General features: G+C 73.8%; 5 protein-coding genes. All 5 read left to right on the top strand.

Translation table 11 applies throughout. The features are described from left to right. Nucleotides 1-9 precede the first annotated feature (9 nt). The gene (locus BM165_RS02225; RefSeq protein WP_177225066.1) at nucleotides 10-4221 is read left to right on the top strand and encodes an AAA family ATPase; all 4212 of its coding nucleotides are present in this window, start codon (nucleotides 10-12) and stop codon (nucleotides 4219-4221) included. 407 nt (nucleotides 4222-4628) lie between these two features. Further along, nucleotides 4629-8708: a CHAT domain-containing protein gene (locus BM165_RS25945; RefSeq protein WP_075012101.1), complete on the top strand. Its 4080-nt coding sequence runs from the start codon at nucleotides 4629-4631 to the stop codon at nucleotides 8706-8708. A gap of 221 nt (nucleotides 8709-8929) precedes the next feature. After that, complete coding sequence (locus tag BM165_RS02215; protein WP_143107982.1) at nucleotides 8930-13057, top strand: AAA family ATPase; 4128 nt, start codon at nucleotides 8930-8932, stop codon at nucleotides 13055-13057. Nucleotides 13058-13257: 200 nt separating this feature from the next. Beyond that, nucleotides 13258-15381, top strand: a complete 2124-nt coding sequence (locus BM165_RS02210) for a CHAT domain-containing protein (protein ID WP_143107981.1) — start codon at nucleotides 13258-13260, stop codon at nucleotides 15379-15381. A gap of 43 nt (nucleotides 15382-15424) precedes the next feature. Next, nucleotides 15425-15961, top strand: a complete 537-nt coding sequence (locus BM165_RS24110; protein ID WP_075011855.1) for a hypothetical protein — start codon at nucleotides 15425-15427, stop codon at nucleotides 15959-15961. The last annotated feature ends 99 nt before the right edge of the window (nucleotides 15962-16060 follow it).

The following is a 16060-nucleotide window of genomic DNA, read 5'->3' as shown; positions in this document are numbered from 1 at the left end:
GAGGTCGTGATGGCGGGGTTGGTGCTCGAGCCGGTCGAGGTCGCCGGTCCTTCTCGGTGGCGGTGGCTGTTGCGCACCGAGGACGGTGAGGCGCTGGCCTCCCACCAGGTGGTGGTGCCCGAGAGCGATTACGAGTTCGGTGGGTTCACCGATCTGTACCGGTGGCTGCGCTGGCAGGCCGACCCGCAGCGGCGGGTGACCGCGGAGGCGGAGCTGACCGCCCGGGTCGGCGCCTGGATCGGCGAACGGCTGCTGGGCCCCGAGGTGATGGCCAAGTTGCTGGCGGAGGTCCCGGCCACGGTGCAGATGTCGGTTCCCGCGGAGCTGGGATTTCTGCCCTACCGGCCGTGGGAGATCGCCTCCTGGCAGGGCCGGGTGCTAGCCCGCGAGGGCGTGGGGTTCGTCTTCGACCTGCCCGCCCGGCCGCGGTCCGCGGTGGCGCAACAGCCGGCGAGCGTGCTGCGGATGCTGGCGTTGTTCAGCCAGCCCACCGGCGGGACGCCGCTGGGGCTGCGCCGCGAACGGCACGCGCTGCAGCAGCTCATCAGTGAGGTCGGGCAGGGGCAGACGCCGCGAGCGGTGCAGCTGCGAGTGCTGCAGTACGGCGCCACCCGCCAGGCGCTCGAGGCGGCGATCGGCGACGCCGACGGCTGGGACGTGTTGCACGTCTCCGGGCACGGCCGCAGCGGGCAGCTGGTGCTGGAGACCCCCGACGGCGGCCCGGATCCGCTCGGCCCGGCGGAGCTGGTGGAGCTGCTGGTGCCGATGTGGCGGCGGCTGCGGCTGGTTGTGTTGGCGGCGTGCGAGTCCGGTGCGGCCACCGCCGCGCAGACCCTGCGGCTGCTGGACCGGGCCGAACAAGCCGAGCAGCTCGAGGAGCAGGCTGACAAGGAGGCCGGTCTTCCGCCTACCGCCGGCGGCACGCCGGTCGACACCGTCCCGGCTGCCCCCGCCGGCGGGAACGGCGGCGCACCGGAGGAAGGCTGGCCTGGACTGGGCCAGGCGTTGGTGGCCGAGTTGGGGTGTGTGGTGCTGGCCATGCGCTATCCGGTCATCGACGACTTCACCATCGACCTAACCGGCCACTTCTACCGCCAGCTGTTCGAGCGCGGGCAGGCCGTGGACACGGCGCTGGCGCGGGCGCTACCGCAGGCGGCGAGTGACCCGCCGTCGCTGGGGGCGCCGGCGGCGTCGCTAGCCACCCCTGCCCTCATGGGTCCTGCCGTTGGGCTCACGTTGCGGCCCCCACCGGGAACCGCGGCGCCGGTCAGCCTGGCGCTCGCCGGCTTCCCCGATGAACCGCCCCGCTTCGTCGGGCGCACCGCCATCCTCACCCGCGCCCGGCACGCCCTGCTGCCTGGGTCGGGCCAAGCGGGTGTGCTGTTGCACGGCATGGCCGGAGCCGGGAAGACCACCGCCGCGAACGAACTGGCCCGCCAGACCGTGGCCGGCTTTACCGCCGCCGCCTGGTGGACCGCCCCACCGGCCGACCAGTGGGCCACCGCCCTGTCCAGCCTCGCTACCGTGCTGGAGACCCGGGTGAACCCAAAACTCGCAAGCCTCGGCCTTAGCGTGCAGCTGGTCGGCAACACCGCCACCGACACCCTGCTGAACGCCTACCTGCCCGTTCTGGCCGAGCTGGTCGAGCAGGTGCGGCTGCTGCTGGTGCTGGACAACCTGGAGACCCTGCTCACCGACCACGGCCACTGGCTGGACCCCCGCTTCGGCCGCGTGGTGGCGGCGCTGACCGGGCACACCGGGGCATCCCGGGTGGTGCTGACCAGCCGCACCGTCCCCGCCGGGCTCGACCCCGAGCGGGTGGTGGTACTGCCGGTGCACGCGCTGTCCCGGGACGAAGCACTGCTGCTCGCGCGGGAGCTGCCGCATCTGCAGGCGCTGGCGCACGACACCGAGCCGGCCACCAGCACCACCGACCCCCAGGTGGCCGCCGATCGGGCGCTGCTGGCCCGCACCCTCACCGTGGTGCAAGGGCACCCGAAGATGCTGGAGCTGGCCGACGCCGCCGCCGCCGACCCCGAGATCCTGGTCGAGCGGGTGGCTGCCGCCGAGGCCGCCGCCGCCGACCGCGGCACCCCGCTGGCCGCCTTCCTCGACACCGGGCACACCGCCGCCGACCCCGGCCAGCTGCTGCCCGCCCTGCAGGGCTGGACCCGCGCGGCCGCTACGGCGCTGCCCGAGCCGGCCCGGCTGCTGCTGCAACTGCTCACCGCGGCTGAACCCGGCGACCGCACCAGCATCGTCCTCGACGGCACCTGGGCCGGCCTGTGGCGCCGGCTGGCCCGCCCCGGCGACCCACCCCCGTGGCCCGACGCCCTCGGCCCGCTCGTCGCGGCCGCGCTCGTCGAGCCCGAACCCGTGGGTGACCCCGGCGACCCGGACGGCCCGGACCGGCCGGTGCGCTACCGGGTGCACCCCGGCGTTGCCGACACCGTCCGCGACGACACCCCGGCCGAGGTGCGCACCGCCGCCGACACCGAGCTGGCCGCCTACTGGTACACGGTCTTCGACCACGCCCGGCAGCGGGAGGAAAAGGAAGAGACCGGCCGGCTGGTCTTGTGTGCCGCGCTCGCCGCCTCCGCGTACCTGCTCCGCCTCCACCACTGGGACACCGCCAGCTTCTTGATCGAACACGCCCTAATGCGCGACACGTCGCCGGGCACGACCGCGGCCGCACTGCCCCACCTGCAGGCCATCGCCGCGGCCACCGCCGGCACCGATCGCGAACCCATCGACCGGAGCGTTCTCGCCCGGGCCGTCGCGCGCATCGACCCCGCCGAAGGCGAACGCCGACTGCGGGACGTCTTCGAGCAGGCCACCGCCCGCGGCCAGCACCGGCCGGCGATCGCGGCCGCCGGCGACCTGGCCAACCTGCTCCGCGACCGCGGCCGCTACGCCGAGGCCCTGGCGGTCCCTGACCGGATGGCGGAGCTGACCCTCCGGGCCGGGCTCGGCCCGTGGACTCAGCTGACCAGCGCCGCCAGGCGGGTGCAGCTCCTCTCCTTCACCGGCAGCCCGCAGCCGGTCCTCGACGAGGTCCAGCGGCTGCGCCGGCGCATGCACCAGCTACCCGACCAACCCGGCGACGATGAGGCCGTCGACCCGTGGAACGTGCGGGAGCTCATCCTCGGCACCGGCAGTTCGGCCGCCCGGGACCTGGGCCGCTGGCAGGAGGCCCTCGACCTGAACGCCGAACGTCTCGACAGCCTGCGCCGGCGCGGCGCCAACCCTTACGAACTCGCCCGCGCCGCGCTGGACGACTACTGGCCGCTGCGTCGGCTCGGCCGCCTGCCGGAGGCCGACCGGCTGCTGCGCGACTGCCAGGACCAGTTCGAACAGGCAGGAGACGCTAGGCAGCTCGGCAACGTCCTGTCCGCGCGCGCTGACCTTGCCGACCGGCAGGGGTACCGCGAGGCGGCCATCCGCCTGGAAGCGATCGCTCTGCGCTACAAGTACGCCGCCGGCCGTCCCGACGACATCGCGGTCAGCCACAACAACCTCGCCAGCTCCCAGCAGGAAAGCGGCCAGAACCCGGGCGTCTGGCTGCCCCACCTGCTCGCCGCCACCCTCCTCCGCCGCCTCACCGGCGCCAACCGCCTGCAGGAGAATCTGCGCTCGCTCGCCCGCCAACTCACCGACCTCGCCACCACAGCCGCCCTTCCCCGCACGGTCGGCCAGATCCGGGACTCCGTAGAGCAGGTGGAGGGCGTTCGCCTCGGTGACCTGCTTGACGCGCTGCAGCCGGACCCCGGCCGGCAGCAGGCCGCCCTCGACGAGATCATCCACACCGCCCGCACCCCGCCTCCCGACCAGGCCGTCGACATCCAGCCGCACCTCGACCGGTGGGAGCCCGCACTGGCCGCCATCCTCGCCGCCACCGGCGGCGACCAGGCCGCCCGCCAGCACGTCGACCAGCGTCTCGACGGCCTGGCCGACAACCCCGACTGGGCGGCGCTGGCCGGCGCCCTGCGCCGGGTGATGGCCGGGGAGCGCGCCCCCGACACCCTGCTGCCCGGCCTAAACCCGATCGATACCGCGATCGTCACCCGGCTGCTCGACGCCCTTACCGGCCACACTGAACCCGGCTCCGGCGGCGATCTCCCAGCTTCCGACCACGGACGACGAGACACCCGCGTAGCCATCCACCCCGCCCGCCGTGCAGGGATGGCCGTAACACGATGGCTGCGCCGGACACCGCGCTGACGCCAGCCCCGGGTTGAGGGCGCGCTGCCCGCTACTTGCGGCGTGCTGTCGCGTATGGCGCCGCCGCTATGGACGGACCCGGCGGGAGTGGCACGGCGCCAACTGTCACCGGAGGCGATCGCGCTCGGTGAGCACTTCAACCCACCCTGGGTGGCTGACGCGAGCACCACGCGCAGCCACCGGAGGCCCACGGAACTCGTGCGCCTTGTCGTGAGAACGGTAGGACCCCCGGCTGAAGCGGTGGCGCGGTGCGGAGCTCATCTGCCGCCGGTGTACGGCGCCAGCGGCCAGACAGGACCGAGGGTGGCGCTGCGTGTACTTCACGGCCGGCCGCTGCCTCCATACCTTGTGGTGGCGCTTAGCGCTGCGGCGCGGCTGGGCTTCGGCCCGGCCGGGGGGAGGTCGTGATGGCGGGGTTGGTACTCGAGCCGGTCGAGGTCGCTGGGACAACAGAGTGGCGCTGGTTGCTGCGGACCGAGGAGGGCGAGGCGCTGGCCTCCCATCAGGTGGCGGTGCCCGAAGGCGACTTCGAGTACGGCGGGTTCACCGACCTGTACCGGTGGCTGCGCTGGCAGGCCGACCCCGACCGGCGGGTCACCTCCGAGGCGGACCTGACCTCCCAGGTCGGCAGCTGGATCGGCCAGCACATCCTCGGCCCGGAGGTGATGGCCGCGCTCCTAGACGAGTCACCGGTCACCGTCCGGGTGCCGGTCCCGCCGCAGCTGGGGTCCCTGCCGTACCGGCCGTGGGAGATCGCCTCCTGGCAGGGGCAGGTACTAGCCCGGAAGGGGGTGGGGTTCGTCTTCGACCTACCCGACACCCGCAGCCGGCCGCGCACCGGCGGCCAGGCTCAGGACGGCGCGCCGCTGCGGGTCTTGGCGCTGTTCAGCCTGCCCACCGGCGGCGCGCCGCTGGGGCTGCGCCGCGAGCGCCACGCCCTGCAGCGGCTGATCCGGGAGATCGGGCAGGGGCAGGAGGCCCGGGCGGTGCAGTTGCGGGTGCTGCAGTACGGCGTAACGCGCGACGCCCTCAGCGGGGCGGTTGATGATCGCGGTGGATGGGATGTGCTGCACGTCTCCGGCCACGCCGCCGCCGGAACCCTGGTGCTCGAGCGCGAGGACGGCACCCCCGACCCGATCGACGCCGACGAGCTGGTCGAGTTGCTGTCTCTGATGCGCCGCCGACTGCGACTGGCGGTACTGGCCGCGTGCGAGACCGGCGCGGCCACCGCCGCTGACACGTTGCGCCTGCTGAACCGGGCCGAGCAGGCCGAGCAGCTGGAGCAGCAGGCCAGACAAGAAGTCGACAATGCCGCCGCAGCCACCTCCGGCAGCGGGGGCAGCCCTGCTGCGGCAGCGGGCTGGTCGGGGCTGGGGCGGGCACTTGTGCAGCGGCTGGGCTGCGCAGTGCTGGCGATGCGCTATCCGGTCAGCGACGAGTTCGCCATCGCCTTGTCTGAGCGGCTCTACCGCGGCGTTCTGCAGTCCGGACAGAGCGTGGACGAGGCGCTGATGACGGCGCTGTCCCGGATCGCCGCCTCTCCGCCGTCGCTGGCCACCCCGGCGCTGCTCGGCCCTGCGAGCGGGCTGAGGCTAGAACCCCCGCCCGGGACGGCGGCATCGATCAGCCTGGCGCTGGCCGGCTTCCCCGCCGAGCCCGAGCGGTTCGTCGGGCGCACCGCCACCCTTACCCGCGCCCGCCACGCCCTGCTGCACGGTTCCGGCTCATCAGGGGTGCTGCTGCACGGCATGGCCGGTGCGGGCAAGACCACCGCCGCCCTCGAGCTCACCTACCAGACCGCCGCCGGCTTCACCGCCGCCGCCTTCTGGACCGCGCCACCGGCCGACCAGTGGCAGACCGCCCTGTCCAGCCTCGCCACCACCCTGGAGACCCGACTGAACCCGAGACTTACGAGTCTCAACCTCAGCGTGCAGCTGGTCGGTAACACCGCCACCGACGCCCTGCTGGACGCCTACCTGCCCATGCTCGCCGAGCTGGTCGAGCAGGTCCGGCTGCTGATCGTGCTCGACAACCTGGAGACTTTGCTCACCGACCGGGGTGACTGGAAGGACCCGCGCCTCGGCCGAGTGATCGCCGCGCTGACCGGGCATGCCGGCGCGTCCCGGGTGGTGCTGACCAGCCGCACCGCCCCTGCCGGGCTCGACCCCGAGCGGGTGGTGGTGCTGCCGGTGCACGCGCTGTCCCGGGATGAGGCGCTGCTGCTGGCCCGCGAGCTGCCGCACCTGCGCGCCCTGACCCATGACAGCGAACCGGCCACTCGCACCACCAGCCCGCAGGTGACGGCCGACCGGGCGCTGCTGGCCCGCGCCCTCACGGTCGTGCAGGGCCATCCCAAGCTGCTGGAGCTGGCCGACGCCGCCGCCGCCGACCCCGAGATCCTGGTCGAGCGGGTGGCTGCCGCCGAGGCCGCCGCCACCGCCCGCGGCACCCCGCTGGCCGCCTTCCTCGACACCGGGCACACCGCCGCCGACCCCGGCCAGCTGCTCCCCGCCCTGCAGGGCTGGACCCGCGCGGCCGCCGCCGCGCTGCCCGAGCCGGCCCGGCTGCTGCTGCAACTGCTCGCCACCGCCGAACCCGACGACCGCACCAGCACCGTCCTGGAGGCCAACTGGGCCGACCTGTGGCAGCGCCTGGCCCACCCCGGCGACCCACCCCCCTGGCCCGACACCCTCGCCCCCCTCGTCGCGGCCGCGCTCGTCGAGCCCGAGCCGGCCGACGACCCCGGAAACCCGGATGATCATGGCCGGCCGGTGCGCTACCGGCTGCACCCCGGCATTGCCGACACCATCCGCACCGACACCCCGTCGGAAGTGCGCACCGCCGCCGACTTTGAGCTCGCCGCCTACTGGCGGGCCACGTTCGACCTCGCCCAGGACCGGGAAGAGCGCGAGGCAACCAGCTGGCTGGTGGTGCACGCCGCGCTCGCCGCCGCCCGCTACCTGCGCCGCCTCCACCAGTGGGACATCGCCAGCTACATGCTCGACCAGGCTCTGCTGCGCGACACGACCCCAGACACGGTCGCCGCCGCCCTGCCGCACCTGGAGGCCATCGCCGAAGCTACGGCTGGCTCCGACCGCGAACTCACCGACCGCGGCACCCTCGCCCGGGCGGTCGCACGCATCGACCCTGCCGAGGGCGAGCGCCAGGTACGCTCGGTCCTCGAGTCAGCCGTCGACCGCGACGAGTACCAGGTGGCGACTGCGGCCGCCGGCGAACTGGCCAACCTGCTTCAACAGCGCGGTCGCTACCCCGAAGCGCTTGCGGTCATCGACGAGAAGGCCGAACTGACCTGCCTCGCTGGGCTCGGCCCGTGGACCCAGCTCCTCGATGCCGCCCAGCGCGTGCAGCTCCTCAGCCTCACCGGCGATGCGCTGCTGGTCCTCGACGAGGTCCAGCAGCTGCGTGCGCGCATGCACGAGCTACCCGACCAACGCGGCGATAAGGAGAACGTCGAACCGTGGAGCGTGCGGGAGACCGTCCTCGGCATCGGCCGCCGGGCCGCCTTCGACCTGCAACGCTGGCAGGACGCCCTCGACCTCAATGCCGAGCGACTGGCCAGCATCCGGCGACGCGGCGCGGGTCTGAACGAGCTAGCCCATATAGCGTTCAACGACTATGGCCCGCTGATCAACCTCGGTCGGCTGAGTGACGCGGACCAGCTGCTGCGCGCCTGCCAGGCTCGGTTCGAGTATGCCGACGATACCGAGATGCTCGGCAAGGTCTTGGGCGGCCGAGCCGACGTCGCCCATCGACAGGGACACCCGGAGGCGGCTCTGAGTCATGTCAGGGTCGCTCTGCGCTACCTTTACGCCGCCCGCAACCCCGACAACGTCGCGATCGGCCACTACAACCTCGCCAGCTATCAGGAGCGGAACGGCCAGCCACCCGCCGTCTGGCTGGCCCATCGTCTCGCCGCAGCCCTCTTATTCGTCCTCATCGGCAGCCGCCACCTGCCCAACAGCCTGCGCACCCTCACCCGGGAGCTCACCGACCCGGCCACCGCGGCAGCCCTGGCCACCACCGTTGATCAGGTCCGGGCCGCCGTGGAGCAGGTCGAGGGCGTGCACCTCGGCGCCCTCCTTGACGCCTTGCAGCCCGACCCCGATGGGCAGCAGTCCGCCCTCGACGAGGTTCTCTACACCGCCCGAAACACGCCCGGCGACCAGGCCGTCGACATCCAGCCGTACCTCGGCCGGTGGAGGCCGGTGCTGGCCGCCGTCGCCGCCGCTGCAGGCGGTGACGAGACCGCCCAGCAGGACGCGACCGACTTCCTCGACGGTCTGGCCGACTCCGCCTGGGCGGCGCTGGTTCACGCGTTGCGCCGGGTGCTAGCCGGCGAGCGCGACCACGACACCCTCCTGGCTGGCCTGCACCCGGTCGAAGTCGCAATCGGCACCCGGCTACTCGACGCCCTCGCCGGCCGTACTGAACTCGGCACCGGTGCTTTCCCCGCTTCCGACCACTGAGGGTAAGCAACCCGCACTGCGGTCGACCACGGCCGCGGTGCGTGGATGGCCGCTGCCCGACGGCTGCGCCGGACGCCGCGCTGATGCCTGCCGCGGGTTGAGCACGCGCTGACCGCGACTGGCGGCGTGTCATCAGCGTGTCGCGGCGGCCGTCGCCGTAGTGGTGTCCGCCGAGTGACGGGTGTGTCAGCGTGCTGTCCTCGCGCCCGGGGGAGGTCGTGGTGGCAGGGCTGGTACTGGAGCCGCTTGAGGTTGCCGGGCCGACGCGGTGGCGGTGGCTGCTGCGCACCGAGGACGGCGAGCCACTTGCCTCCCACCAGGTGGCGATGCCCGAGGGCGACTTCGAGCACGGCGGGTTCACCGACCTGTACCGGTGGCTGCGCTGGCAGGCGGACCCGCAGCGGCGAGTGACCGCCGAGGCGGAGCTGACCCACCGGGTCGGCGACTGGATCGGCCGACATGTCCTCGGCTCGGAAGTGATGGAGGCGCTGCTGGACGAGGCGCCGGTCACCGTGCGGGTGCCGGTCCCGGCGGACCTGGGGTTCCTGCCGTACCGGCCGTGGGAGATCGCCTCCCGGCAGGGGCAGGTGCTGGGCCGTAAGGAGGTGGGGTTCGTCTTCGACCTGCCCGAGACCCGCCCTCGATTCCGCACCAGCCAGGAGGCTGGGGGCGCGGGGCCGCTGCGGGTGCTGGCGTTGTTTAGCCTGCCCACCGGCGGCACCGTGCTGGGGCTGCGCCGGGAACGCCACGCGCTGCAGCAGCTGATCGGCCAGCTGGGGCAGGGGCAGTTCCCGAAGGCGGTGCAGCTCCGGGTGCTGCAGTACGGCGTCACCCGCGACGCGCTCAAGACGGCGGTCGGCGAGGGCGACGGCTGGGACGTGCTGCACATCTCCGGGCACGGCGGCGCCGGGCAGCTGGTCCTCGAGCACGAGGACGGAACCCCCGACGAGCTAGGCGTGGACGAACTGGCGGAGCTGCTGTTCCCGATGCGCAAGCGGCTGCGACTAGCAGTGCTCTCGGCGTGCGAGTCCGGCGCAGCCACCGCCGCGGAGACCCTGCGCCTACTGCACCGGGCCGAGCAGGCCGAAGAACTGGAGAAGCAGGCCAACCAGGAGGCCGGCCTGCCACCTGCCGACGCCTCGCCGGCCGGCACCGCCCCGGCTGCTCCCGCCGGCGGAACCGCGCCCGCGGAGGGTTGGCCGGGCTTGGGGCGGTCACTGGTGGAGAAGCTGGGATGCGCGGTGCTGGCCATGCGCTACCCACTCATCGACGACTTCGCCATCGACCTGGCCCGCCACTTCTACGGCGAGTTGTTCCAACAGGGACAGCCCGTGGACGTGGCGCTGGCCCGGGCGCTACCGCAGGCGGCGAGGATCCCGCCGTCGCTGGGCGCGCCGGCGGTATCGCTGGCCACCCCCGCGCTGCTCGGCCCCGCCACCGACCTCACGCTGCGCCCCCCGGTGGGGCGGGCGGCGCCGATCAGCCTGGTCCTGGCCGGCTTCCCCGAAGAACCACCTCGCTTCGTCGGGCGCACCGGCACGCTCACCTGCGCCCGGCACGCGCTGCTGCCCGGCTCCGGCCAGGCCGGGGTGCTGCTGCACGGGATGGCCGGAGCCGGCAAGACCACCGCCGCGCTCGAGCTGGCCTACCAGACCGCCGCCGGGTTCACCGCCGCCGCCTGGTGGACCGCGCCACCGGCCGATCAGTGGACAACCGCACTGAACAGCCTCGCCACCGCTCTGGAGACCCAGCTCAACCCCGACCTCGACCCGCAGGGCCCAAACGTGCAGCTGGTCGGCAACACCGCCACCCACACCCTGCTCGCTGCCTACCTGCCCCGGCTGACCGCCCTAGTCAAGCAGATCCGGCTGCTGCTGGTGCTGGACAACCTGGAGACCCTGCTCACCGTCGACGGCCAGTGGCTGGACCCGCGGTTCGGCCGCTTGGTGGCCGCGCTGACCGGGCACACCGGCGCCTCCCGGGTCGTGCTGACCAGCCGAACCCGCCCCACCGAGCTCGACCCCGACCGGGTGGTGGTGCTGCCGGTGCACGCCCTGTCGAGGGACGAGGCGCTGCTGTTGGCCCGCGAACTGCCGCACCTGCGCGCCCTGACCCACGACACCAAACCGGCCACGCGCAGTACAAGCCCCCGGGTCGACCGGGACCGGGCGCTGCTGGCCCGCACCCTCACCGTCGTGCAGGGCCATTCGAAGATGCTGGAGCTGGCCGACGCCGCCGCCGCCGACCCCACTGTGCTCGAGGCGCGGGTAGCCGCCGCGGAGGCCGCCGCCGCGGCCCGCGGCACCCCGCTGGCCGCCTTCCTGAACACCGGGCACACCGAGGCCGAGCCCGGCCAGCTGCTCCCCGCCCTGCAGGGCTGGACCCGCGCCGCGGCCGCCGCGCTGCCCGAGCCGTCCCGGCTGCTGCTGCAACTGGTCGCTGCCGCCGAGCCCGACGACCGCACCAGCATCGTGCTCGACGCCAGCTGGGCCGAGCTGTGGCGGCGGCTGGGCCGCCCCGGCGACCCACCCCCCTGGCCTGACATCCTTCTTCCGCTCGCCGCCGCCCTCATCGACCTGGAGCCATACGGCGACCCCGAGGACCCCGACCGGCCGGTGCGCTACCGGCTGCACCCCGGCGTCGCCGACACCATCCGCGCCGACACCCCACCCGAGGTCCTCACCGCCGTCGACACCGGACTCGCCGCCTCTTGGCTCGCGATCTTCGGCTGGGCCCAGAAGCGGGAGCAGCAGGACGCGACCGGCCGGTTGATGGTGCGCGCCGCGCTCGCCGCCGCCCCCTACCTGCGCCGCCTCCACCAGTGGGACGCCGCCGGCATCCTGCTCGAGCAGGCCCTGCTGCGCGACACATCCCCGGGCACCGTCGCCACCGCCCTGCCCCACCTTGAGGCCATCGCCGACGCCACTACCGGCACCGACGAGGGAGTCAAGAACCAGGGCGTTCTCGCCCGGGCCGTCGCCGACATCGACCCGACCGAGGGCGAACGCCGGCTGCGCGCCGTCCTCGATGAGGCCACCGACCGCGGCCGGCACACGCTGGCGTCCGCGGCCGCCGGCGACCTGGCCAACCTGCTCCGCGACCGGGGCCGCTACGCCGAGGCCCTCACGGTCCTCGACCGGACGGCGGAGCTGACCCGGCGAGCCGGGCTCGGCCCGTGGACTCAGCTCCTGGACGCCGGCCGGCGGCTACAGCTCCTCGGCTTCACCGGCGACCCGCAGCCGGTCCTCGACGAGGTCCAGCAGCTGCGCGCACGCATGCACCAGCTGACCGACCAACTCGGCGACAACGAAACCGTTCACCCGTGGAACGTGCGGGAGATCATCCTCGGCACCGGCAGTTCGGCCGCCCGGGACCTGGGCCGCTGGGAGGAGGCCCTCGACCTCAACGCTGAGCAACTTGACAGCCTGCGACGCCGCGGCGCCAGCCCATACCAGCTGGCATCCTTCGCGTTCAACGACTACGGGCCGCTGCTTGAACTCGGCCGCCTGCCGGAGGCCGACCGGCTGCTGCGCGCCTGCCAGGACCAGTTCGAGCAGGCCGAGGCCACCGCCCTGCTCGGCAATGTGCTGGGCGCGCGCGCCGACCTCGCCAACCGGCAGGGACACCCCGAGGCGGCCATCCGCCTGGAAGAGATCGCCCTGCGGTACAAGTACGCCGCCGGCGACACAGGGGGCATTGCGGGCGGCCACCACAACCTCGCCAACTATCAGCAGCGGGCCGGCACCGCCCCCGCCGTGTGGCTGGCCCACCGGCTCGCCGCCGCCCTCCTGCGCCACCTCACCGGCCACAGCCGCCTGCAGGAGACCCTGCGCACCCTCGCCCGGGAACTCACCGACCCCACCACCGCGGCCGCCCTGCCCACCACCATCGGGCAAATCCGGGCCTCCGTGGAGTCGGTCGAGGGCGTGTACCTCGGCGCTCTGCTCGACGCGCTGCAGCCGGACTCCGACCAGCAGCAGGCCGCCCTCGACGAGATCCTCCAGACCGCCCGCACCATGCCCGGCGACCAGGCCTTCGATGTCCAGCGGCATCTCGACCGGTGGGAGCCGGTGCTGGCCGCCTTAGCCGCCGCCATCGGCGGCGACCCGGCCGCCCGGCAGGAGGCGACCGAGGGCCTTGACGGGCTGACCGACACCTCCGACTGGGCGGCGCTGGCCGGGGTGCTGCGCCGCGTGTTGGCCGGCGAGCGCGACCCCGAGGCGCTGCTGCCCGGCCTGCACCCGGTCCACACCGCGATCGTCACCCGGCTGCTCGACGCCCTCGCCGGCCGCGTCCAACTCGGGCCCGGCGCCGAGGCGCCGTCTGCTGAGCACTCGGCACGGCCGTAGGTGTCGGCCGCGCCCCCCGTGCGCAGCTGAGCTGTACCCGCGGCCGGGTCTCGGCCGCCGCCGCGCGTTCGGCAACTCTTCTGCGGGATGTCCATGCGGGGCGGCGTGTCGTCGGCGTGTCGCGGCCGCCGCTGTGGCAGTTGTTACCGATCGAGTCCGGGTGTGTCAGCGTGCTGTCCTCGCGCCCGGGGGAGGTCGTGGTGGCAGGGCTGCTACTGGAGCCGCTGGAGGTTGCCGCGCCGACACGGTGGCGGTGGCTGCTGCGCACCGAGGACGGTGAGGCACTGGCCTCCCACGAGGTGGCGGTTCCGGAGGGCGACTACGAGCACCGCGGGTTCGTCGACCTCTACCAGTTCCTGCGGTGGGAGTCCGATCTGGACCGGCGGCTGGCGTCGGAGGCGGAGCTGACCGCCCGCGTCGGCGACTGGATCGGCGAGCACCTGCTCGGCCCGCAGGTGATGAATGCGCTGCTGAACGAGGCCCCGGTCACCGTCCGGGTGCCGGTTCCGGCGCAGCTGGCCTTCCTGCCGTACCGGCCGTGGACGATCGCCGCCTGGCAGGGCCGGGCGTTGGCCCGCGAGGGCGTGGGATTGGTCTTCGACCTGCCCGCGCGGCTGCGCTCCGCGGTGGCGCCGCGGCCGGCGAAGGCGCTGCGGATGCTGGCGTTGTTCAGCCTGCCCACCGGCGGCACCGTGCTGGGGCTGCGCCGTGAACGCCGGGCGCTGCAGCAGCTCATCGATCAGCTCGGGCAGGGGCAACAGCCGCGGGCGGTGCAGCTGCGGGTGCTGCAGTACGGCGTCACCCGCGAGGCGCTCGAGGCGGCGGTCGACGACGCCGACGGCTGGGACGTGCTGCACATCTCCGGGCACGGCCGCAGCGGACAACTGGTGCTGGAGACCTCCGACGGCGACCCTGACCCGCTCGGCCCGGCGGAGCTGGTGGAGTTGCTGGTGCCGATGTGGCGGCGGCTGCGGCTGGCGGTGCTGGCGGCGTGTGAGTCCGGCGCGGCTACCACCGCCGAGCTGCGCCGGATGCTCGACCCGTCGGCACCGGCCGACCAGCCGAACGGGGACGGTGGCGCCGGCCCGGCCGCGGGCGGCGCCGCCGAGTCCGAAAGCTGGCCCGGCCTGGGGCGGGCGCTGGTGGAGAAGCTGGGCTGCGCGGTGCTGGCGATGCGTTATCCAGTCATCGACGACTTCGCCATCGACCTCACCGGGCACCTCTACCGCGGGCTGCTGGAGTACGGGCAGACCCTCGACGTTGCGGCCGCCCGGGCGCTGGCCCGCGCCGCACCCGAGCGGCCGTCCCTCGGCGCGCCGCCGGTGTCGCTGGCCACTCCGGCGCTGCTGGGGCCGGCCACCGGTCTGAGGCTGCGGCCGCCGGTGGGGCGGGCGGCGCCGATCAGCCTGGCGCTGGCCGGCTTCCCCGACGAACCGGAGCGGTTCGTCGGCCGCACCGCCACTCTGGCCCGCGCACGTCGCGCGCTGCTGTACGGCTCCGGGCGGGCCGGGGTGCTGCTGCACGGCCCCGAAGGGGTCGGCAAGACCGCCGCCGCGACCGAGCTGGCTTATCAGACCGCCGCCGGGTTCACCGCCGCCGCCTGGTGGACCGCGCCACCGGCCGACCAGTGGACCACCGCGCTGACCAGCCTCGCTGCCGCGCTGGAGGCCCAGCTCAACCCCGGGCTCAACCCCGACCAGGACCCGACCGCTCCTGTGCTGCAGTTGGCCGACAACGCCACCACTGACGCCCAGCTCAGCGGCTACCTGCCGGTGCTGACCCAGCTGCTCGAGCAGGCCCGGCTGCTCATCGTCCTCGACGGGCTGGACAGCGTGCTCACCTCCAACGGCGGCTGGCTCGATCCCCGCTTCGGCCGGGTGATCGCCGCACTCACCGGCCACACCGGCGCCTCCCGCGTGGTGCTCACCAGCCGCACCCTCCCCGCCGGCCGGGACACCGAGCGGGTGGAGGCGCTGCCCGTCGAGGCGCTCACCCGGGACGAGGCGCTGCTGTTGGCCCGGGAACTGCCGCACCTGCACGCTCTGGCCCACGACACCGAACCGGCCACCGGCACCTCCGACCCGCAGGTCGCGGCCGACCGTGCCCTGCTGGCTCGCACCCTCACCCTCGCGCAGGGGCACCCCAAGCTGCTCGAGGTCGCGGACTCCCTGGCCGCCGACCCCACCATGCTGGAGCAGCGGATCACCGCCGCCGAGACCGCATCGCCCAAGCCCGGACCCCCTCCAGCATCCGCGCTCGCCACCGGGGACAGCCAGGCTGATCCCGACCGGGTCCTCGCCGCCCTCACCGGCCACACGACCTAGCCGCGCCCCCTGTCCGACATCCCAACCCGTCAAGGAGGAGCCCATGACCAGCACCACCCCCCAAGAACAGATCGCCGGCATCCCCGACGAGCAGGTCGTCGCCGTCCTCGACGAGCTGGTCAAGGCCCTGCGCGGCCGCGACTCCGTCGAGGACATCCGCGACAGGTTCGCGACCACAGCCGACGACCCCACACCGCTGGAGATCGTCGACGACGACACCGCCCAGATCCGGGAAGCCGACCCCGCAGAGTTCGCGGCCGACGGTGAGCTCGCCGCCTCCGAGGCAGCGGTAGCCCGTACCGCCCTGAGCTACCTCATCACCACGGACCCCGAGGCCGCGCGGCTGCTGCCCCGCGCCATCCAGCTCGCCGGTGACCGAGAGCGCCTCGAGCCGGTGACCATGCTCCTCGTCGGCGGCCTGGTCATCGCGGTGCTGCAGACCGAGGTCGACTGGAACCGCGCCGACAACGGCCGCTGGAAGCTGCGCATCCACAAGCGCGCCATGCGCGACAGCACCATCGCCAGCCTCGTCCGCAGCGTCCTCGGCTTCACCGCACCCGGCACAGGACAAGGCCAGTAACCGGACTGCCATCAGCCTCGACCGGGCGCCAACGAACTCACGCGCCTCGTCGTGGGAACCGTAGGTCCCCCGCCGCTTGTACCGAACTTGCGCCGGGAT

This window comes from Geodermatophilus obscurus, assembly GCF_900115395.1.
Taxonomy (GTDB): domain Bacteria; phylum Actinomycetota; class Actinomycetes; order Mycobacteriales; family Geodermatophilaceae; genus Geodermatophilus; species Geodermatophilus obscurus_B.
Note: the sequence above shows the minus strand (reverse complement) of the source record. Positions and strands in the feature narration are given on the sequence as shown.

Coding starts and splice junctions, on each gene's coding strand:
- BM165_RS02225 (WP_177225066.1), top strand. CDS start 10: ATGGCGGGGTTGGTGCTCGAGCCGGTCGAGGTCGCCGGTCCTTCTCGG.
- BM165_RS25945 (WP_075012101.1), top strand. CDS start 4,629: ATGGCGGGGTTGGTACTCGAGCCGGTCGAGGTCGCTGGGACAACAGAG.
- BM165_RS24110 (WP_075011855.1), top strand. CDS start 15,425: ATGACCAGCACCACCCCCCAAGAACAGATCGCCGGCATCCCCGACGAG.